An 18,777-nucleotide genomic window follows, 5' to 3' on the forward strand; every position below is an offset into this window, starting at 1 on the left:
GCTCAGATATTGGGTTGGCGGCTCAGGGTGAGTCAGTGAATTCCGGACATTGACAGGTGTAGCTCATATTTGCCGATACGCAGTCGATTCAATCGCCGCCCTACCAAAGCTTGCGTGTATCCAGCCAGGCTACTCGCCCCGTCCGGCGCTTCACTTCCTTGTACATATGCTCGGTGCCACCCGGTCCGTCGCCACCGCTGCCATTCCACAGGCAGATAAACCGCACCTTGTTTACCCCCCATGCAAGCGCACTGTATTGCAACCACAGGTTGCAGCGCTCAAAAGGACTCATGGCTTCATCGGGGCTCGATTTGGGTGGCGAACCAAGTTCGGTCGGCATGATACGCAGCACCACCTCTGTCTGGCTCTTGAGATCGAAATAGCGGGTACGCCACTGCTCACCACCCAAGGAGGGCAGTATGGAGCGTTCAATGAACTCGGGCTCGGGAAGTGGCAGCATCAGTTGCAGGCGCACGCCGAGCTTTTGACACGCTTCGAGGAACAACAGATCACCACCGCATGCACCTTGCGCCAACGCGAGGTCACCGGGGCCCGCACCGAAGCTCTTGAGCGCTGCGGCAATACTCTCTGCAGCAACGGCTTCCTTGTCTGCCGGAAAGCGAGGAACCGCACGATCAGGGGTGTCGATCATATGACCACTGAAGAGGAATACCTGGCGCGGTTCGAATGGGGGGGAGCTAATGGCTATTTCCTGATCGATGATATCGAGCGCGACGGCTGTTTCGGCGGGACGGAACTCAAGATCGCGCAACAGGCAAAGTGTCTGGCGGATGGAGTCCAGCGCGAACCAGTCATGATTCGTAGCGGCGGCAGTGGCTCGATACTCTTTCCTCACGTCCTCAAGCGTGCTCACCAATAAACACAACTCGGCATAGCTCGCTTGAGCCCAGTAATCCTTGCGGTTGCGCTCTCGTGCAGCGAAGCTCGACCAGCGCACGCCCCCGGTCAACAGATCAATCGCTGTGGCGCTGGTTTCCGCTCCGAGATGACGGCGCAGAACGCTCAAGGTCAGTGCATTGATACCGGAATAGTAGTGATCCGGGGCGTTGCTGAACGCTTTGTAGTACGGCTCGATGGCTTGAGTCAGCGCCGAGTCCTGCGACCGCGCGGCGCCTATCCATTCTGTCGGAGTAGAGCCCCGAGAGCGCCAACGATTGATCCAGTTCTCCTTCTCCACACGCCCGGCAAGCGCCCGGATTTCCGGATCGTTTGGATAGTCCATGGTCAGATGGCGCATCGCCTCTCTCGCCTCAACCTTGCGATCAAGACGACCATAGCAAATCGCTTTTTTCTCACGCGCAAACTTGTTCGCCGGATCGAGAGCCAGTACGGCGTTAAATTGCTCCAACGCGAAATCGTAATGCCGAAGCTTGAGCAGTGCGTCCCCTGCCGCGCTTTTTGCCTCGATGCGCAACGCCACTGTCGGCGCTTCCTCGGCCAGCACGAGAATGTCACCCGCCAACCTTTTCTGCCGTGCTATTTCCAGCCGATTGGACCACTCCTTATAGGAAGCGCTGAACTCGTTGTGTTGTTCAAGCAGTAGCTTTTTCCAGTCAGGCTCGCACAAGTGCGGAAGCAAGCTATACACCGGACTCACCTTGCGCCCATGCCAAGCGTCAAGCGTCTCACGCACCATGTCAGTGAGACACTTGCGATCGAGAGCCAGCGTCGCTGGGTCAGGGGCGCCGTCCTTCAGGTTGTAACGCAATTTGCGATCAGTGTAGATATCAAACGGCTGGCTCTGTCTCGGTCCCTGGACAAGCACCACACCCCGCGCACGAAGCGCATGTCGCACACCGAGTTCATACCAGACATTGGGGTTGTCCAGCGTCAAGTCGGCGATAACGACATCCGCCATCAACAACTCCTGGAACATGTCGGTACGAATGTCCCCCGCTCGGAGCTCTTCATCAGCGCGGAACACTTCCAGACCGGCATCACGCAACGCCGGTTCGATGTACTCGGCGTATACGCGATTAAAGTCGATCATTTTCCCGTCATGCGCCGGTTTAGTACCAAAAGGCATGGCGACAAAGGCGTGGAGCTTCAAGCGCTTCTCCTTGAAATGGGAACTACATGGAACGTTTGCCTTGGGCAATAAGCACCGTTCTCATCAATATAGGGTAGAAATACGGATCAACAATTCCCTGACATCAACAACGCCCTGGCCACGCTCTTCACTTGCTCGTTGATCTTTGATTACAGGTCCAGAAAGCTTAATGGGATCGCGGAGCAGGACTTCTTTGTGTCAGACGCAGTTCATCCACTCGCTCCAACAGGTGGTTACCGAAGGCGGGCAATCGATAGATGTTCCATTTTTCATCACCCTCACGGTTACTCACTGCCAGCAGTACCTGCTGACCAGCGCCCAGGGCATGAAATTCCGTGTAACCGGGTATCAGCGCTACTTCCGCCAGGGTCACGGCATCGTGTAAGGCGACACCTTCACTCGTTTGCACAAGAACGAGACCTTGGTCGCCAAGGTCGACAATCTGACTGGCACCCGGGCGTAAAGGCGCCTGCTGCAAAAGCGTATTGCCGTCGGTAGACATCCGCACCAAGCGATCATCGCGGGTTGTCATTAGCCAGCCTTGTGCCTGGAAAACCGCCGATTTTATTGCAAGGTCCCGAGTGGCCGGACTAACAGCCGGTTGCAATTGATGAGCGTCGATAATCGCCCATCGGCCGTCAGTGTTGAACACCAGCGTGTCGTGACCATCGGCCGAAAATACAAGACCGGATTGGCCGCGAAGACTGTGCCAAGGCGACTCACCCAGGCCCACGGAAAAATAGGCCGAGCTGCCTTCGATCTCCGTAGCGTTTTGGGCCTGCGGCGGCAGATAGGTCAACGAGTCCCCGTCCAGCGAACTTCGGGTCCACACCTCGCCAGTTGCTTCGTTGACTGAATGACTGCCAGCGGGCGCAGGCAGTACCTGCAATTGGTTGGATTTTATATTGATGCGAGTCAGCACATCGAACGACTCACCGTAGATGTCGCCATTCCAGGCATGGTCGAGGATGGGCGAGTGCCAAAAAATGCCGTGTTCGCGAAAACTCTGAGCCAGCATGCGACTCATTCCATCACGGTTCGATGGCGAGTGCTGATTGAACGATTCGCGGCTGAGAATCGCGTCAATCGTTATCTCATCAATCACCGGATTGAGTTCCTTCAAAACTTCACCGTGCTGATTTGACAGCTGATAAGTCTTGCCTCTAAAGGAGCGCACCCAATGCGCTTCGGGCACGATGTCACTACCTGCCGCGATCGCGCGTATGCCATCGGTCGTAGCGAAGAACATTGAAGTCTTCCCAGACGCCCCATATTTCCCTTTCAACGATTCTCCAAAAAACCGGCCTTGAGGCCAGACTTTCAGCAGCTTTTCATTGTGGACGGCATACCCCTCGCCCTTGGGTGTGATGGCAGCACGCGAATAAGGCAGCTGCGCAACCCGCTCGAAACCATCATCGGTGACCCTGACCCATTCACTGCCATTCGACTGCGTGAGAACCAATTGCCGCCACTCAGGCACGTAATCGAACCATGTTGCAGCACTGGGATAGATGCCCACGACATGACAGTCCTGCTCGTCGCGGCGGTATAGCCACAGCATGGCGGGCGACTCGGTTTGCACCAGCAACTGATCAGCAGCGATAGGGTCGGCCTGAAGGACCTTCCCCGACACGATATGACAGCGCCACAGGGGCTTGAGTTTTTCAGTCTCGAGCATGATCACTGACGTGCCCGCTGTTGAAATGTCGATAACGCTCAACAAACCGTTTCGAGTTCCCAGGACAAAATCTCGATTCACATTGATGGGCAGACGCCCCTGCAGTTGAGCATCTCGATAGCGCTCAATGGCCCGCCCCTGATCATTCAGGTAAACGTCGCCGGTGTGATCGTCCCAATCAGAGACGCTACGACCCCTAATCACCTTCCAGCCGCCACCGGGAAGCCGAAAGGCAACGGAATTGGATTCTTGACCGAACTCGACAATCAACTGCGCACCGACCCAGTACAGGTGAAAGTCCGTTCGTTGATTCAGTGGAATACTCGAAAAGTCACGTTCCTGAACGAGGTCCAGCGAGTCCTGGAGTTTCCCGCTATCCATATTGAAGGTAAACAGCTGATTCTTGATCAGCAGGTACAACTTGCGGCCCTGCGTGTCGGCTTCGACTCTTTGTCCCTGCAGCGCCGTTTGCAGGTCCGTGGCGCTCATACCTTGCTGAAGGAAATGCTCGAGAACCGGTGCCATGTCGATGTAACTCAGCACACTCGGATCAGCATTATTGATCAGCGCGACACGTGCACCTTCTAACAGCACCAAAAATACGGAGCCTTGGGCCAGGCTCTGTAAATCGTACTTTGTCGTCACCTCGCTGAATGGCATGCTGACCCGCTTGTCCAGCAGTGTCCGGTAGATCAGTCCCAACTGTTCCGAGGACGGCGCCTGTCCCAGTCCCTGGCGTAACTTGATCGACGATTGCAGAAAGTCACTTCCGTCGTCGTAGTCAAGACGGCGAAAGCGCGCATCCGCAATGGACAGCAGCTCAAGCGACTGACGTTCGATCCCGGCCCTCCTGGCTTGATCTTTCGAATAAAGACTCCAGACCAGTAACATCAACCCGGCAAAAATCAGTACCGAGCAGGCGATCCACCAGTTTCGCTTACGGTTACGTTCGCGCCGTTTTAGCTGGTCAAAATCCACCCCCAAAATGCCGGCGATAACCTTGAGCAATACGTCCCGACGACTAATGCCGGAGCGTTCACGCATATCGATTGCAAGAGGCTCCTCACGCAGACTCACTTCAAGCTCGTCGTCTTGACCTAACGGATGGCGCAACGCCGGACAAAAGTACTCGTCACTCGGCGACGCATGATTCGTGCGCTTTGGGGCGCTATCGACCATGACGGTGATGATCTTCTCGCCTCGTCTGGTGCGCTTGAAATGCAGAACCTCTTCATTCACCCATCCGGACTCGGCCGATTTGGGTGAGCAAAGCACGATCAAGGCATCGGAATTGTCCAGTGCTTGCTTGAGCGCCTGCCGAAGACTGGGCGAACTTGACAACTCTCCGTGGTCGATAAAGACAGGAAAAAGACGAAGCAAATCCCCCCGTTGCTTGCGCACCAGCGCCCGTATGTCTGATGGCAGCTTCCATGTCTCAAGGGCGTTGTGTAACCATTTTGCGGCCTCGCCATCGTCGTGAGAATAGCTGATGAATGCCCGATACTTTCGAACATTAGTACAGGTGCTTCGTACTTCTTCCATGGCTTACTCAGATAGTTAATACTTGCATCTAACACGTCACCGAAGCTGTACTCCCTACTGGCTGCCGCGAGAAAATCCAGTACTGAGTTGGCTACAAACAACAATCTTTCCGCTCAAGGCAGTGACTTGACGATGCTATAGCAGTACCTAGCCATAGTTCGAGAGTACATGCACGAGGTTGCAGCGATATTCCAAAACAACGACGGCGCGAGTATTAAAATCATGGATAGCACCACCCAAATCAAGCGCAGGTGTTAACTATCGGGGCGTGTGGCTGCCCCGTGACTCTAAATAGTGGAACAAGCATTACTCGTCTTACATCAGCTTACGAGTAAGACGAAAAAGCTCGGCCTGGTAAAGGGCATCGTGTAGCGCGTCATGATCGCCTTCTCGCTTCGGATTAAGTGCCTCTGCGATTCTACTGGAGCGAGTATCCGCCCATTTGCATCCTGTCGCGCCCATATACATAGACTTAATATCCAGCGCAGCGAAACCAAAAGGATTTTCTCCCAGATACCGATGGAAGTAATAGTTCACGAATGACCAATCAAACGGTGCGTTGAACCCCACAAAAACCGGTATTGAGTCTTCTCCTGTCATCTGCGCCACCCACTCCTTAAAAGCTCGCATACCTTGCTCTGGATCAAGCCCCTCCTTGGCAAGGCGCTCAAGCGAAAGCCCTGTGATTTCCAACGCCTTTGGGTCGGCATTGAGCGTCGTCGGTTTCAACTCGCAGGCAAAGGTCTGGTTCGGATCGTCGACGCCGCAGGCTCCGATGGTCAACAGGCTGTATTCACCCGGGATCGGACCTGCGGTCTCAACGTCAATTGAAATGAAAACTTCGCGTTTGCTGCTCATGGGATAAGAGGCTCTGTGGGAACAAGGGGGGGGCGCGTTTTAATGGCGTTCCAGTGGGTACGAAACTCGCGTTTGCGCTCCTCGCTACCGCCTGTGGTTTTCCAGTGATGTCCTGACAGCGAGTAGATGTCAAACGGATGCTCGGTACCTAACTTGGCCAACACCATGGTTGGCAAACCTCGACCTAGCGCGTAACCCAGTTCCAGAAAACAGTTAGGACGAAGCCCGGTTATGTCAGCGAGCACTACACTGCTGCGATGAAGTTTGGTGAAAATCTCCTGATCGATACGGGCGAAGTCATACGCTTGCTTGCCGTCGACGACTTCGAGTTTGTAACCAAGCTCACCCTCCATGACGGGTTGCACCACGTTGTCAAAAAAGGCTTGTACATCCTCGTACTCAGGATGGGAGCTGTTGAGCAACCGGACGACAAAGGCCTTGGGCGGGATAAGCGCCTCCAGCAGTTCCAGAATGTCACGCGCACCGTCCTGGACCGATTTGCGCGCCGGCATTTCGATCCGATTCAGCCAGCTCTGCGAAGATGTGCTGCTGTCCGCATGAAAAAGGCGCCGGGCGTGGTTGCCTGAAGTGCCGAACTCGAACAGCCTCAGTGCCCCGGTATTCGGCGCCACCAGTTTGAGGTTTATCGGAATGACCGGCTTTCCGGCATCGTGATAGAGATTGGCCAGGTACAAGACTCCCTCGCCGCCTCCCAGAGCGATCAGAATATCGCCGTGGCGAGCTTGGGTCTCCATCCGTTTGCTGTTCATGTTCCAGTGCGCCGCACTTTCGATCTGAACCAGCGAAGATCCTCTTAGCGCTTCCCAGAGTTCGATAAACTCGTCGGGGATCTGATCTTCGTTCTTGTGATGCTTAACCGCGACGATCAACGGGCTCGGGGCGTCGGAGGGCCTTAGGTGGATATTTTGGTGAATCGTTTCCCAGATGAGCCAATCAAAACAAATGGGTAAGCCGTCCGATCGCTTCTTTTCCGCGTCGACCGGGATGACGAATGTCGCTCCCTTGCGCATCAACTCCTTGACCAGCGCCACCACCGTCTCGCGGGCACGAGTGACTTCAGTTACCGAAGCTATCGCGGGATCATCGACAATACTGCCCGCCAAATGAATGCGTCGACCAAACAATGATGATAGCGCCATTACTTGTCCTCCAAAATCGGGGACGGTCGCAACAAGCTTGCCGCCTCCTGCAGGAGCTCATACGTCAGCGGCTTATCGGGAAAAGCCTTAGCCAACGCTGCTGGGTACAGGCGAGTGCGAATGTCAGAAAATGTCCAGCCGGGCTGCTTGTCGCGGGGACCTGTCGCTGCCACAAGCCCTTCGATTTGTCGAGCATTGAGGCTAAGACCATCCAAATCCATCTTGAGCAGGGCCCGTCGCTCATCGTCATCAGGTCGCAGAAACTCTTCCACCACTGCTGCACGACGCTGTAAGGCCGCGTCCAGTACCGACAGGCGATTGGTGCACAGGAATACGACGATCCGACCGCCATGGTTACGCAGGTCATCGATACACTGAATCAGTGTATTCACCGCCACTTTGTCCTCGTGATGACTGTGCTCTTGAGAGCGAGAAGCGGCCAGTGAGTCCCCCTCATCGATCACCAGAATCGCCCTCCGGGTCTTACCCGCCGACGCAATGACCTCAGCAAACGCCTGGGTCACTAGGGTCCCCATTTCTCCAACCTTACCGCTGCCACGGACGCGATTGCTAAGCTTGAACAGCAACGAGTCTTCTGTACGTGACTCCCGGGCCAACCGATTGGCAATGCATTCAGCCGTCGCGGTTTTGCCAGTGCCGACGTCTCCGTGGAAAATGACTAGTGGGTATTGCTCAGCCACAAGGTTGCACAGGGCAAGCGCAGTGCGGTGATGTTTCTGACTCCAAGTTGCCAGCTTATCGAGGTGCAATAACAAGCGCAGTTGTTCGTTGATTTTCTGATAACGCGCGTCGAATCCGAGCAGATTCTTTTCTCGAGCCTGCAGCGTGTCATCAGGCAGTGGTGTTTTACTGTCAAAAATATTGGGGTGGCTCATCGACTGAAGTCCTTTCTTTGCATGCCATATCCATTGCTAACGTAATCACGGCCGCTGCCAGAAGTCAGGGTTGAGTGACTGGTATCCGCGCTAGTGGGGGTCCAGCCGATCAACAGTTTGCCACTCATCTTCTCCTTCGCCGCCGCATCGTAGGCTGCGGTATAGAAGAGAACGATACGCAGGTCTGGATTCGGCAGCCTCGGCCACAGCGCACCAGGCCGACTCATGGTGAGATCGCCTGACTCGGTATTGACCTTGAACTGAATAGCCTTGTGCTCCACGTTATTGCTGAACAAAGTAAGGTCGACCATCTTTAAATAACCATTCTTGGCCAACAGTTCGACGTCGTGAGCCCATTCCTTGGCCTTGTCCTCAGACACCGCACCGGTGCTGCTGGCAATCATGATCAGATCTGCTTTGACCCGGCGAGCTACCAGTTCCACGTCGACAACGGAATACGTTTCGGTTGAAGTGTAGGTCTGACTCATGCTGGCTCCTTGACTTTAAATCGCGGCCCGAAAAGCTCTTTCCAAAGCTCGAGGTCGTCTTCTGTTGATGCGAAATGAGCGGTTTGCCAGGCATTAAGAGCGGCTTCCACAATTTCCTTGCGCTCGCCCTCGGAAATCCGGCTGGCTACGTTGTTGGTGTTGCACACTGGATCAAGTATCACTACCGGATCGCTAAAGACCGAGGTCACGGTGCCGTTTTCCGGGAAGGTGATGACCTCCTTGAGTTCGGACTGGGCGATGTACTGCAGAAAGTCACGGAAGCGTTTTTCGATCGAACCTTCCTTGCCGTTGGTGGCAAGTACGTGAGCCATGATCAGTTCGATAACAAACGATTTTAAGGGCTTGAGTTCTATGCGATTGCGCCACTTTTTACCAAGCCGCACCAAGGTGCGAAAATCAGGGTCAATGTTCTTGCGATCACGCACGAACTTGATCTGGCAAGGTGCGCAAGTCTGTGCCCGGGTTCCGTCATGGATATCGAACTGCCAGCCGTAATTGGCGTTTTGGGGATCTTCGATGACCGGGACGATGTCCACGCTCAACCCCGAACCGACAAAGGTCACGGTCGCCGCCTTACGCTGGATCTCGAAGTCTTCAACCGACTTGTTTGGGTACAAGGTGATCAATGCGTCGAAGATGAGCTGATTCAGGCTCGACAGCGTTTCGTGATCGACATTACGACCAGAGATGTAAAACACAACGTCGACATCCACCGGATCTTCAGTGGTTTGACGCAGGATGGTGAACTTGGCGAATGACCCAGCCTTCACGACCTTCGTGATGGTGATTTTGTTCTGATCCTTAAGTTTTTTGCTCAACTCAGAGATCAGTCGATCAACTTGCTGGTGATACGCCGTGCGCTTCTCAGCGGGAAGGCGCAACACGTTACCGTCGTAATAACGTATTTCGGTGTTGTTCAAAGACATGGGGAATACCCGTCATAGAGAGTTAAAACCCTGACCATCCGCTGGTTTGGGTACCCGTGAATGGCGAGTGCCCGTGACGATTTGCGCTCCAGCAGCCGATCGCGTAGCCTTACTATACGAATATTTTTTATACGCGTCTAGTTTTTAGACTGAAAGGAAATGGCCACCATGACAAATGACGTTGAGACAACGCCCAACACTCCCCCCCGGGCTGGCGCGCGCTGGGGTCAGGAACGACGGCTCGAATTCATCGACTATCGATTGCACTGGGACGGCCACCTCAACCGAAGCGACCTGACCAGCTTTTTTGGCATATCTGTCCCACAGTCTTCTCTGGATCTGGCCGAATACATCAAACGGGCACCCGGCAACCTGACGTACGACACGAGCACCAAGGTCTATCGAGCACCCTCTTCCTTTCGGGCGCTTTTTGCGTCCAGCTCACTTGAGCGTTACCTAGAGGATTTACTACGAGCGACCGTAAGCCCCGAAGGCTTACATGGCAGTTTTCTCGGATGGTATCCTCCCGTGGCCACTGTCCCTCGCCCTTGGCGGCGCCTGGACGTCACGGCGGTCATTGCCGTGGTCAAAGCCATCCGCCAGCACGAAGCTTTGACCATTCGATATCAGTCGTTTTCCTCAGCGACGCCCTCCGTGCGAGTGGTGACCCCGCATGCACTAGTCAACAATGGTTTTCGTTGGCACATGCGTGCGTACTGTCATACCAATGATGATTTTCGAGACTTTTTGCTCTCGCGAGTGCTGGAAATCGAGAAAAGTAAAATCGACCAAGAACGCGCCAGCGCTGATCGTGCTTGGCACAATATGGTCCGCCTAGTACTCGCCCCACATCCGGAGCTGGAATCCGGGCATCGGAAGGTGATCGAACTCGACTTTGGCATGACCGAGGGAGAGTGCAGTTTTGAGTGCCGACAGGCGCTGTTGTTTTACGCCCTACAACAGCTAGGGCTGGACCAGGCCGATTCGGGCAAGTCCGCGAAGGCCCAGCAAATCATTTTGAACAACAGGGATGAACTCGCCGAATTCTTGCCCAAAACCAGCTACCGATAACTTGCTGAACATCAGGGACGATGTCACTGCTGGCAGATTTGCGCATAACTATTTCTGAGCCTAGGCGCAGCGCATCAAGCAGAAGATGACCCAATGATCATCCCAATAGCAGCGCCACTCTACATGCTCTGGCTCATCGCGACCGGCAGCTATCGGCTGAAGCGGACATTCACAAGCGGCCACTACCGGCCGAGGCTGTGTAAAAACGTTTTTTAGCGCGATTGGAGCCCAGTGTTGGACTGAAAATCGCGTTTCTACGCAAAATCCAGTTCGGCTGACGTGCCGATAAATTTCAGATTTAACACAGATGCGCATACTTCAATTTTGTGAAGCGTTTTTACACACTCTGGGCCAAAAGCGGTCGGTCAGGCTTTCTTGGGCTACGTCAGCAAAAGACTGATTCAGGCCTGTTGGCGAATGCATGGCCAGCGGCCGGTTCACTCAGTATTCTGCCGCTCAGCCTTGAATTGGTCAGGTGGATCTTGCCGAACCATCAGCGACCTCCGCTGCCGTGAGCACGTCGCCACAAGGCAGCCGCTCGCGCGAGCCGAGCGGACAGTTGCAAAGCGACCCGAAGGTGGGCCCGCATCGTTGGGCTTACACTGGCAGCAGCACTCCGAGCGATAGAGTCGCAGCGCGCCATTTGAGACTACCCTCGGGAGCGTCACGTGCAAGCCATCGGCCGTCAGCCCCAGATGGGCGCCGGAGATGGCGTTTGCCGCTCTGTCTCACTACAGGTCAATGCCAGAGGCTTGTTACACTACCTCGACCCACAAGGTAACGCGCCAACTACTTCCAGGAGTTGGCGCACTAGGCGATTGATTGCGGGCCAATAACGCATCGCGGTCTAAGTGAGGCGCAGCTTTATTCGGCGGTGCTGTTGATGCGCCGCTTTGCGCGCTGCGGCCTCCGCGGCGAAGATCTCAGCGAGTAGCGCCTGCTGTTGGGAGAAATGGCCGAACGCCTAAGCGGTCGCCACGGGCAGGCGACACCTCCATTACGCTGTCATCGCTATGTGGCGCTCAAAGCAGTCGTTGCGCAAGTAAATATGCATGGTACGACCCGACGTCGAACGCGGCGTGCTGCTCGAGCGACAGCCCACAAATTCTCCTTGAGGTCCTGGTTTACAAATCACCCAGCCAGATCGAAGATGCGGTTCTTGGATCTGCCTAATTGCAGTCGTTAGCGGTTGAAGACGATGAACAACTGTACGTCCGCTCCCTCAGCTCAAAGCCGATGGAAGACCGTTCGCGTCTTCATCTCGTCCACCTTTCGCGATATGCACGCGGAGCGCGACCTTCTAGTCAAGGTTACCTTCCCGCGCCTGCGCCAATGGTGCGAAGACCGGCGCCTGCATCTGATCGACGTGGACCTGCGCTGGGGCATTCCGCGCGAGGAGGCAGAGGATGGCAAGGTGCTTGAAGTCTGCCTGCAACACATTGACAGCTGCCGCCCGTTCTTCGTTTGCCTGCTCGGCGCGCAGTACGGCTCGCTTGCGCAGGATGCGTCCGCGGCGCTCGCGGGTGTGGAATCACAAGGACCGTACTCAGTGACTCATCTGGAAATCGAAACCGCCGCGCTGCGTCCGCAAGAGCAGGGGGCCGCGCCGGAGGCGTTTTTCTACATCCGTGACTCGACTTCGTTGCCGCCTCCAAGCGATCTCGATTGCGGTGAGGACGAGCGCGAGGCCTATGCGTCCACGTTCTTTCAATCTGCGCCCGCGTCCGGCCAAGTCGACTTGCAGCAGCGACTGGAAGCGTTGAAACAGCGCATTCGTGACGTCTTCGCACCACTGGACCGCGTGCGCACATACACCGGACGGTGGGACAGCCATACTATCGACCCCGCAACGCCTGGCGTGCCTGGGCGGCTTGTCTCGCTCGACGACTTTAGCGAGCAGTTCGAAGCAGATTTGAAGCGAGCCATCGAAGTGCGCTATGCCGATCACATAGCCCAGCAAGAGCGTCCGATGCATGCGGTCGCCGCGGAAGTCGACCGGCAGGACGCGTTCGTCGCGAGCCGGGTTGAGTTGCACGTTCCAGATCTTGAATTGCAAGAGAGAATCGATGACTACATCGCCGGCGATACACCCACAGCATGTTTCGTCTGGGGCACGGCGGGCAGTGGTAAGAGCGCGGCACTGTGCTATTGGTTTGCACGGCGCGACGATGCGCAAGCGCTTGTGGTGTTTCGCGCGGCAGGTGCCAGCCCATCGAGCACGCGCGTGCCCGACCTGCTCGCGAGCATGTGGTTCGAGTTGATCTCAAAGCTCGGTTCGGACGCAAGCGCCGCATTGCCGCCGGTGCCGCGCGACGCCGCAGACATCATGAAGGCGTGGCCCGCGTTCTTGCAGCAGGTCGCAGTGGCGGCGCAGCGTGGCGTCGTGGTGGTGGTCGACGGCATCGACCAACTTGAACGCACCGCATCGCCCGCGAACTGGATCCCACTGAAGCTGCCGCCTGGCGTGCGCATACTCGTCAGCACCGCGAGCGACGCAGTCGAACTGTTAACGGCGCTGCGCCAGCGCCACGCGCTCGAAATTGCCGTTCCGCTGATGGACGAAGCTCGTTGCCGTGCTCTAATTCGCTCGTTGCCCAACTTGTACGCGAAGTCGCTCGACGAGAGCCAGGTGGCGGTGCTGCTCGCTAACCCGGCCAGCCGCAACCCGCTGTTCCTGACGCTGGCGCTGCGCGAGCTGAAGCTGTTCGGCTCCTTCGACAAGCTGGACGACGCGATCGCTCGCTTGCCCAGGCCTGCGCAAGGCGAGTCGTCGCACGACGCGCTGCATCGCATGTTCGACGCGATACTGGCGAGGTTGGAGGCCGATGAGCCGTACGCCACTCGCGAGGTCGTTCGCACTACGTTCGCTGCAATCGGAGCTTCTCGACGCGGATTGAGCGAAACGGGCTTGTCGGAGTTCATTGCGCAGGCACACCCGGACATAGCCGCCGCCGCACGCAACGCGACGCTGCAAGTTGTGCTGCGGCAAATGCGGCCGTATCTGCAACGCCGCCAAGCGCCGGACGGGGCGCTCATCGGTTTTTTTCACCGCTCGCTTGCCGAGCAGGTCACCACACGCTACCTGCCCGATGCTGCCACGCGTGCCGCGCGCCGGAAGACGCTGGCGATATTCTTCGAGCACCGCGCGTGGTTTTTGGAAGATGGCCAACCCGATCTGGGCAAGGCCACTGAACTGCCTTTCCTGCGCGGATCCATCGCGGCCGACGAACCAACACTCGAGGCAAAATATGCGCTCGCGTCGCTGATGCTCGAGTGGGAGCTGTGGCACGCGAGGCATCGCGCCGGCATGCTCTACGAACTGGCCGGCGACCTCCAAGATGCGGGCGGCCTGTTCGGCAAGGACGACCCGTTGGGCTGGCAGCTTCGGCTGGCCGAGGAAGCCTTGCGTCGCGACATTGATTTCATCGACGCTCACCGCGACGACTATCCTCAAGCGCTGTTGCAATGCATGTGGAACAGCTGCTGGTGGTACGACCATCGCATTGCTGGCGCGCATTACGCAGATGGAGGCAGGCACCTACCGCGGGACAGCACCATGGCACGCTGGGCCGAGGCGGGCAGGCAGGTTGCGGAGCGCTTGTACCCCGGTGGTTTTTGGTTGCGTGAATTGCGCCCACCGCTGTTGCGTCTCGGCTCAACCGTCGACCGGCGCATCACCGGCTTCTCTCACGCCGTGGTCGATATTGCGTGGTCGCCCGATGGGCGCTTCTTTGTCGCGGTGTCGATAAATCCTGCCGTGCGCGTGTTCGACACTGCGAGCGGGCAGGAATGTTTGCGGCTGCACCGCATCGGCCACAAAATCTTATCAGTAACGATTTCGCCCGATTCGCAGCGGTTCGCCCTGGGGATGGCGCCCACCGTGACACAACAGACCATCATGGAATTCTCGCTGCTCACGGGCGAGCACATCGCTACGCACAAGGGGCACCGCTCAGGCGTTCACAAGCTGCAATACAGTAGTGACGGAAAGCTGCTCGTCGCATGCTCCGGGGATGGTTCGATCACCATCTGGTCCATACCGCAGGGTGAACTGTTGGACCGAATTGGTGAGCCCGTGTCACAAGCTCACGCAACCTCCTCGAACGCGTACTTCGACTTCATTCCGGGTACGTCGCATTTCGCATGGTGCTCAAGGAGCGACGCCATCAACGTGTGGGATTGCGAGTCGAGGCGCGCAGTCAGGCAATTGCGCGTCAGCGCGCATGCAGTCGGCAGGTTGTTCGTTTCGCCAGATGGACTGTTGGTTGCCTTCCATTGCGGCTACGACAAAGGCCGCAGGCTGTGGATCTACCGATTGCTAGACGGAAACCCCGTGGCGTGGCTGGACAAGAACAACGGCTACGGCGGCCCCCTCGCGTGGTCGCCCGACAGTGAGTTGCTTGCGATGGCGGACAGCAACGCATTGAATGTGCGAATCTGGCACGCCACGAGTGGCCGGCACGTTGGCGACGTACGGGCACAGCTGAGCAAGATCAACACGATGGCGTTCTCGCCGGACGGATCGTTACTCGCGACTGCGTCGGGCAACGACCTCGGACTCGACAGCGAGCACGGCGAGAACCAGTTTGAAGTGCACTTCATTCGCGTTGACGAAGCACGCACAGAGGCTAGCCCCGTAGACCACGAGAACATGATTTCCGCGCTTGCCTACTCCGATGACGGAACGGTGCTGGTGTCGACGGCTAAGACGCCGACGATGTCGTACAAGAACGAGCCATGCGCGGTGCGCATTTGGGACGCGCACACGATGGTCTTGCGGGCAACACGCCAGATCACCGAGTCGATCGATCGGCTGATCCGTGTGCCTGAGCGGCCGCTTGCCATCACTTGGGGCGGATGTAACCTCGCCAACGAGCAGGATGCGACCGGCTTGCGCATCTGGCATTGGCCGTGCATGCGTACCGTAGCAACGTACAGGTTCGCTGGCTGGGCTGGGGTGGACGTTGCGGCAGACAGCTGCAGCTTCTGGCTGCGGCATAACAGCAAGTCGCAACTGTTCGGTCGCTACGAGCACGCCCTTCCCTCGGGTAAGCGGATGCGCGATGTTCCCGGCGAACCCCTGGCCTTCTCCCGCGACGGTCGAGTCGCAGTCGTATCGGACGGTAGTGGCAAGCTGTGTGTGTTGAACGCACAGACGCTCACTATGCTCGGAGAAACCGCATCGATTCATGAAAAGGGCCGATTTGAGCATGCGTGTTTTTCAGCGACAGGTGACGTACTGGTCCACAGTGACAACTCCGTCATCATGGTTCGCGACAGTGCGTCGTTGAAGGAACTGCGACGTCTTGGCGGCGACAAGCACGTTCGGTTCCTCGGTATCTCCGACGACGGGCAGTGGCTGACTTCGGCACACCGTGACGTCCTCCGTGTGTGGAATATTCAGACCGGCGAGTGCGTGCATGAATATCCCCGCATGACGGATCCTTCCGCTTTCGCGCGTAACCCGATGGCTATCGCGATGTTCGCCGTGGAAGTCAACGGGGAACTTAACATTCTGCACAGTCCCGGCGGCGCGTGCGTTGCGCGATTGCCGGGCAATTGGCGACACGTGTGCGCGCATCCGGACGGTAGGACTTGGTCAGCCGCGATTAACACGCATCTGACCGCGTGGCGACTGGAACGATTTGGAGACGAGCTTGTAGTGGACGAGCCGTCGTTCGGCGTACAAGTTGAGGAGTGCAGCGAACCGTTGGTCCCGTCAGGGCTGGTGACGACTCTGCTCGAAATAGCCCGGCGAAAGTTGCGGCGATGGTTCGGCTAACATGCGCCCGCCGAAGCGTTCTCTATCGCCAAGTGTGTGCGCCCGCCGTGAAGCGCGCATCGCATTTCGCTCCTCAATGTGGTCTCCTTCGGGTAACAGCCTTACGGTTACCGAAGCGAGATTGGCAGAGAACCTTGCCTGCAAGCTGCCCTTCTCCAACGACCGTTGATGGCCAGGCCTCGAGCGCCATCTGAATCAAATTCTCCCAGCAGGAACGGCAGGTGAACTCAGTAAGCCGCCGCTCAGACCCCCTCCGTTTAAGCCGCGCCAGTGACTGCTCCCGCTGCATTGCTGACCTTGCGGCGAAAAATCTGAATGTCTCTTAGGGGGCGTCTACTGCCGGTCGCTACTGGCAGCAATTGGCCGATTCTGTTGAAAAAGTCGGGTTGCCCAAAACGCTCGAAGATTGATGGGTGAAAACACCTCTTTTGCACGCTGCTACGTGAAATCCGAGTCCTGAACCTTCTACCCAAAACACAGATTTCAATCTCAGGCGCGTATTTTTCTGCCGTGGAAACCGAAGCCGACTTTTTCAACAGAATCGGCCGGTTTCAGTCCTTCGCGACAGGCAGAAAACGGCCCAGAGTGTGTAAAAACGCTTCACAAAATTGAAGTATGCGCATCTGTGTTAAATCTGAAATTTATCGGCACGTCAGCAGATGTGGATTTCGCGTAGAAACGCGATTTCCAGTCCGATTTTGAGTACCTGTCGCGTTCAAAAACGTTTTTACACAGCCTCGGCCATAAGCGGCCCCTCCCTGGAACTGCGCGCAGCCTTCCGCAGATTGCGCTAGGTACAGATTAGGATTGGCCTGCCCGTTGTTCTGATGGGCAGGCTCCCCCTCCAATATCGATTTAGTAGAACCACAGTGTGCACGGACCACGCCTTATATTGATAAACGCAACACCGATGGATAAAAGGACGTCGAGAGCATCATGTCGACAGGGCGAGACTACGGGGCGGGCGACATCAAACAGGCCATTTATGACTTCCACGGCAGTGACAGCGCCTTGATGCAGGCCATCCTCAAGTCACTTCCACAACTCGGCACCTTGACGGCGCGGGTGCGGGAGTTGATCGAGTCGTGACTCTCTGGTGAAGTCGTCTGTGGCACTGCCGTGATATTGGCCGGCGCGTAGTTCATCAAACTAATTCCGGTCCTGAGCAATCAGGACCGGCGCTGGCAGTTCAGTCCAATCGGATGTCCAACCCAAGCCCCGGCAGGCACCATTCCTGCCAACTTTCGTCTACGGCCGCACGCTCTTCAGCGTTGGCACAAAAATCCTTGGACAACTCGAACAACGCCGCCACCCGCTGCCGGCGCTGCTCCATGGTCATCTCGTCTCTGATCCCAACGGTTTGTACAGTCTGGAGAATTTTCGTGTATTGGGCCTCATCCAATCCCTCAGGAAAGATGGAAAAGCATGTTTTCTGACTGACATGCAGCAGTGGTGGCAGTACCCGCAGGATCAATCGGTGCAGTGCTTTATCGCCCGTGACTACTGCAGGTGTGCCAATAAATGAATAACCCTGCTGGCGTAGCGTCGGCAGTATCAACCATAGGTTCAAATCCCCCGCCCGGTTACGCAGGTACGGCACTGTGATGTGGCTGCCCTCAACCTTTTGTCCCGACTGGAAAGCCAGGAAGGAATCCAGATACGAGTAGGCAGGCTTCGTATCCCCGTCGAGTTTGAGCGCCTGCTTACTTTTCAGCACAACCCCTAAGGCAGTCAACATAAGGCTGGAAGTGAAGCGCGGAATATCAGCCTGGCCAATTCGATCAAGCTCAGCCAGCGCTGTCTCCACCGGCGTCTTCCTCGACAGCAATGATTTCATGATCACCACATAGGGAAAAATGAGGCTGAACTGCGTCTTCAGTGCCGCTTCATTCCTGCGTAAAAGGGCCACTTGTTGCTCGGCGAAATTCGCTCGAAAGTTAAAGCCCAAATCGCACAAGGTTTGGGTCATCGCGTCTATTCGGGTAATCGGGTCAGCGCGAAACTCTGGATTGGAAAACCACTGTTCCATCAGCGCCGGCAACGGATTCAGAATGGACTGGTGCCGGACGTGCTGTGGCAGCTGGCGCGCCCAATCCACTTTACTCAGGGCATTGGTGTCCAGAAATAGCTCATAGGGGCCATCGCCTTTCTTTGCATTCAGAAACGGCCACACCACTGCGCAACCACTTGGTGTGAGCACGCATCGTTCGCCATAAGGCACAGCGATATTAAGTTGCTGCATTGGAACACGAACCTCATCGCATTATAGTTTTTGAAGCCCTAA

Annotated in this window: 11 protein-coding genes; 3 read left to right on the plus strand and 8 right to left on the minus strand. The window is 56.5% G+C overall.

The window, feature by feature from the left end; genetic code table 11:
* Positions 1 to 100: 100 nt before the first annotated feature.
* From M2497_RS20695 to M2497_RS20725, 7 genes are all read right to left on the minus strand, one after another.
* Positions 101 to 2,071, minus strand: a complete 1,971-nt coding sequence (locus tag M2497_RS20695; protein ID WP_248482766.1) for a TRAFs-binding domain-containing protein — start codon at positions 2,069 to 2,071, stop codon at positions 101 to 103.
* Between the two features lie 166 nt (positions 2,072 to 2,237).
* A complete protein-coding gene (locus M2497_RS20700; RefSeq protein ID WP_248482768.1) occupies positions 2,238 to 5,291 on the minus strand; it encodes a toll/interleukin-1 receptor domain-containing protein in 3,054 nt (1,017 codons plus the stop codon).
* 315 nt (positions 5,292 to 5,606) lie between these two features.
* Positions 5,607 to 6,149: a 3'-5' exonuclease gene (locus M2497_RS20705; protein WP_201019101.1), complete on the minus strand. Its 543-nt coding sequence runs from the start codon at positions 6,147 to 6,149 to the stop codon at positions 5,607 to 5,609.
* The gene (locus M2497_RS20710; RefSeq protein WP_248482770.1) at positions 6,146 to 7,309 is read right to left on the minus strand and encodes a hypothetical protein; all 1,164 of its coding nucleotides are present in this window, start codon (positions 7,307 to 7,309) and stop codon (positions 6,146 to 6,148) included. Before M2497_RS20710 ends, M2497_RS20705 begins: the two co-directional genes overlap by 4 nt.
* On the minus strand, positions 7,309 to 8,205 hold the full coding sequence (locus M2497_RS20715; protein ID WP_201019099.1) for an ATP-binding protein: 897 nt from the start codon (positions 8,203 to 8,205) through the stop codon (positions 7,309 to 7,311). The genes M2497_RS20710 and M2497_RS20715 overlap by 1 nt, the downstream gene beginning before the upstream one ends.
* Positions 8,202 to 8,693 carry a hypothetical protein gene (locus M2497_RS20720; protein WP_201019098.1) on the minus strand — a complete coding sequence of 164 codons (492 nt, stop codon included), beginning with the start codon at positions 8,691 to 8,693 and terminating at the stop codon, positions 8,202 to 8,204. Before M2497_RS20720 ends, M2497_RS20715 begins: the two co-directional genes overlap by 4 nt.
* Complete coding sequence (locus M2497_RS20725; RefSeq protein WP_248482772.1) at positions 8,690 to 9,640, minus strand: CBASS oligonucleotide cyclase; 951 nt, start codon at positions 9,638 to 9,640, stop codon at positions 8,690 to 8,692. The genes M2497_RS20720 and M2497_RS20725 overlap by 4 nt, the downstream gene beginning before the upstream one ends.
* Positions 9,641 to 9,808: 168 nt before the next feature.
* Between M2497_RS20725 and M2497_RS20730 the strand changes: the two genes are divergently transcribed.
* From M2497_RS20730 to M2497_RS20740, 3 genes are all read left to right on the plus strand, one after another.
* Positions 9,809 to 10,711, plus strand: coding sequence for a WYL domain-containing protein (locus M2497_RS20730; RefSeq protein WP_236250222.1), 903 nt, complete (start codon positions 9,809 to 9,811; stop codon positions 10,709 to 10,711).
* Between the two features lie 1,198 nt (positions 10,712 to 11,909).
* Positions 11,910 to 16,493: a DUF4062 domain-containing protein gene (locus tag M2497_RS20735; RefSeq protein ID WP_248482774.1), complete on the plus strand. Its 4,584-nt coding sequence runs from the start codon at positions 11,910 to 11,912 to the stop codon at positions 16,491 to 16,493.
* A gap of 936 nt (positions 16,494 to 17,429) precedes the next feature.
* Positions 17,430 to 17,582: a hypothetical protein gene (locus tag M2497_RS20740; RefSeq protein ID WP_201019094.1), complete on the plus strand. Its 153-nt coding sequence runs from the start codon at positions 17,430 to 17,432 to the stop codon at positions 17,580 to 17,582.
* 100 nt (positions 17,583 to 17,682) lie between these two features.
* On the opposite strand, the gene M2497_RS20745 is transcribed toward M2497_RS20740, so the two are convergent.
* A complete protein-coding gene (locus M2497_RS20745) occupies positions 17,683 to 18,735 on the minus strand; it encodes a hypothetical protein (RefSeq protein WP_248482776.1) in 1,053 nt (350 codons plus the stop codon).
* Between the last annotated feature and the right edge of the window lie 42 nt (positions 18,736 to 18,777).

The sequence above is a fragment of the Pseudomonas sp. CYM-20-01 genome (assembly GCF_023169845.1).
GTDB lineage: Bacteria > Pseudomonadota > Gammaproteobacteria > Pseudomonadales > Pseudomonadaceae > Aquipseudomonas > Aquipseudomonas azotoformans.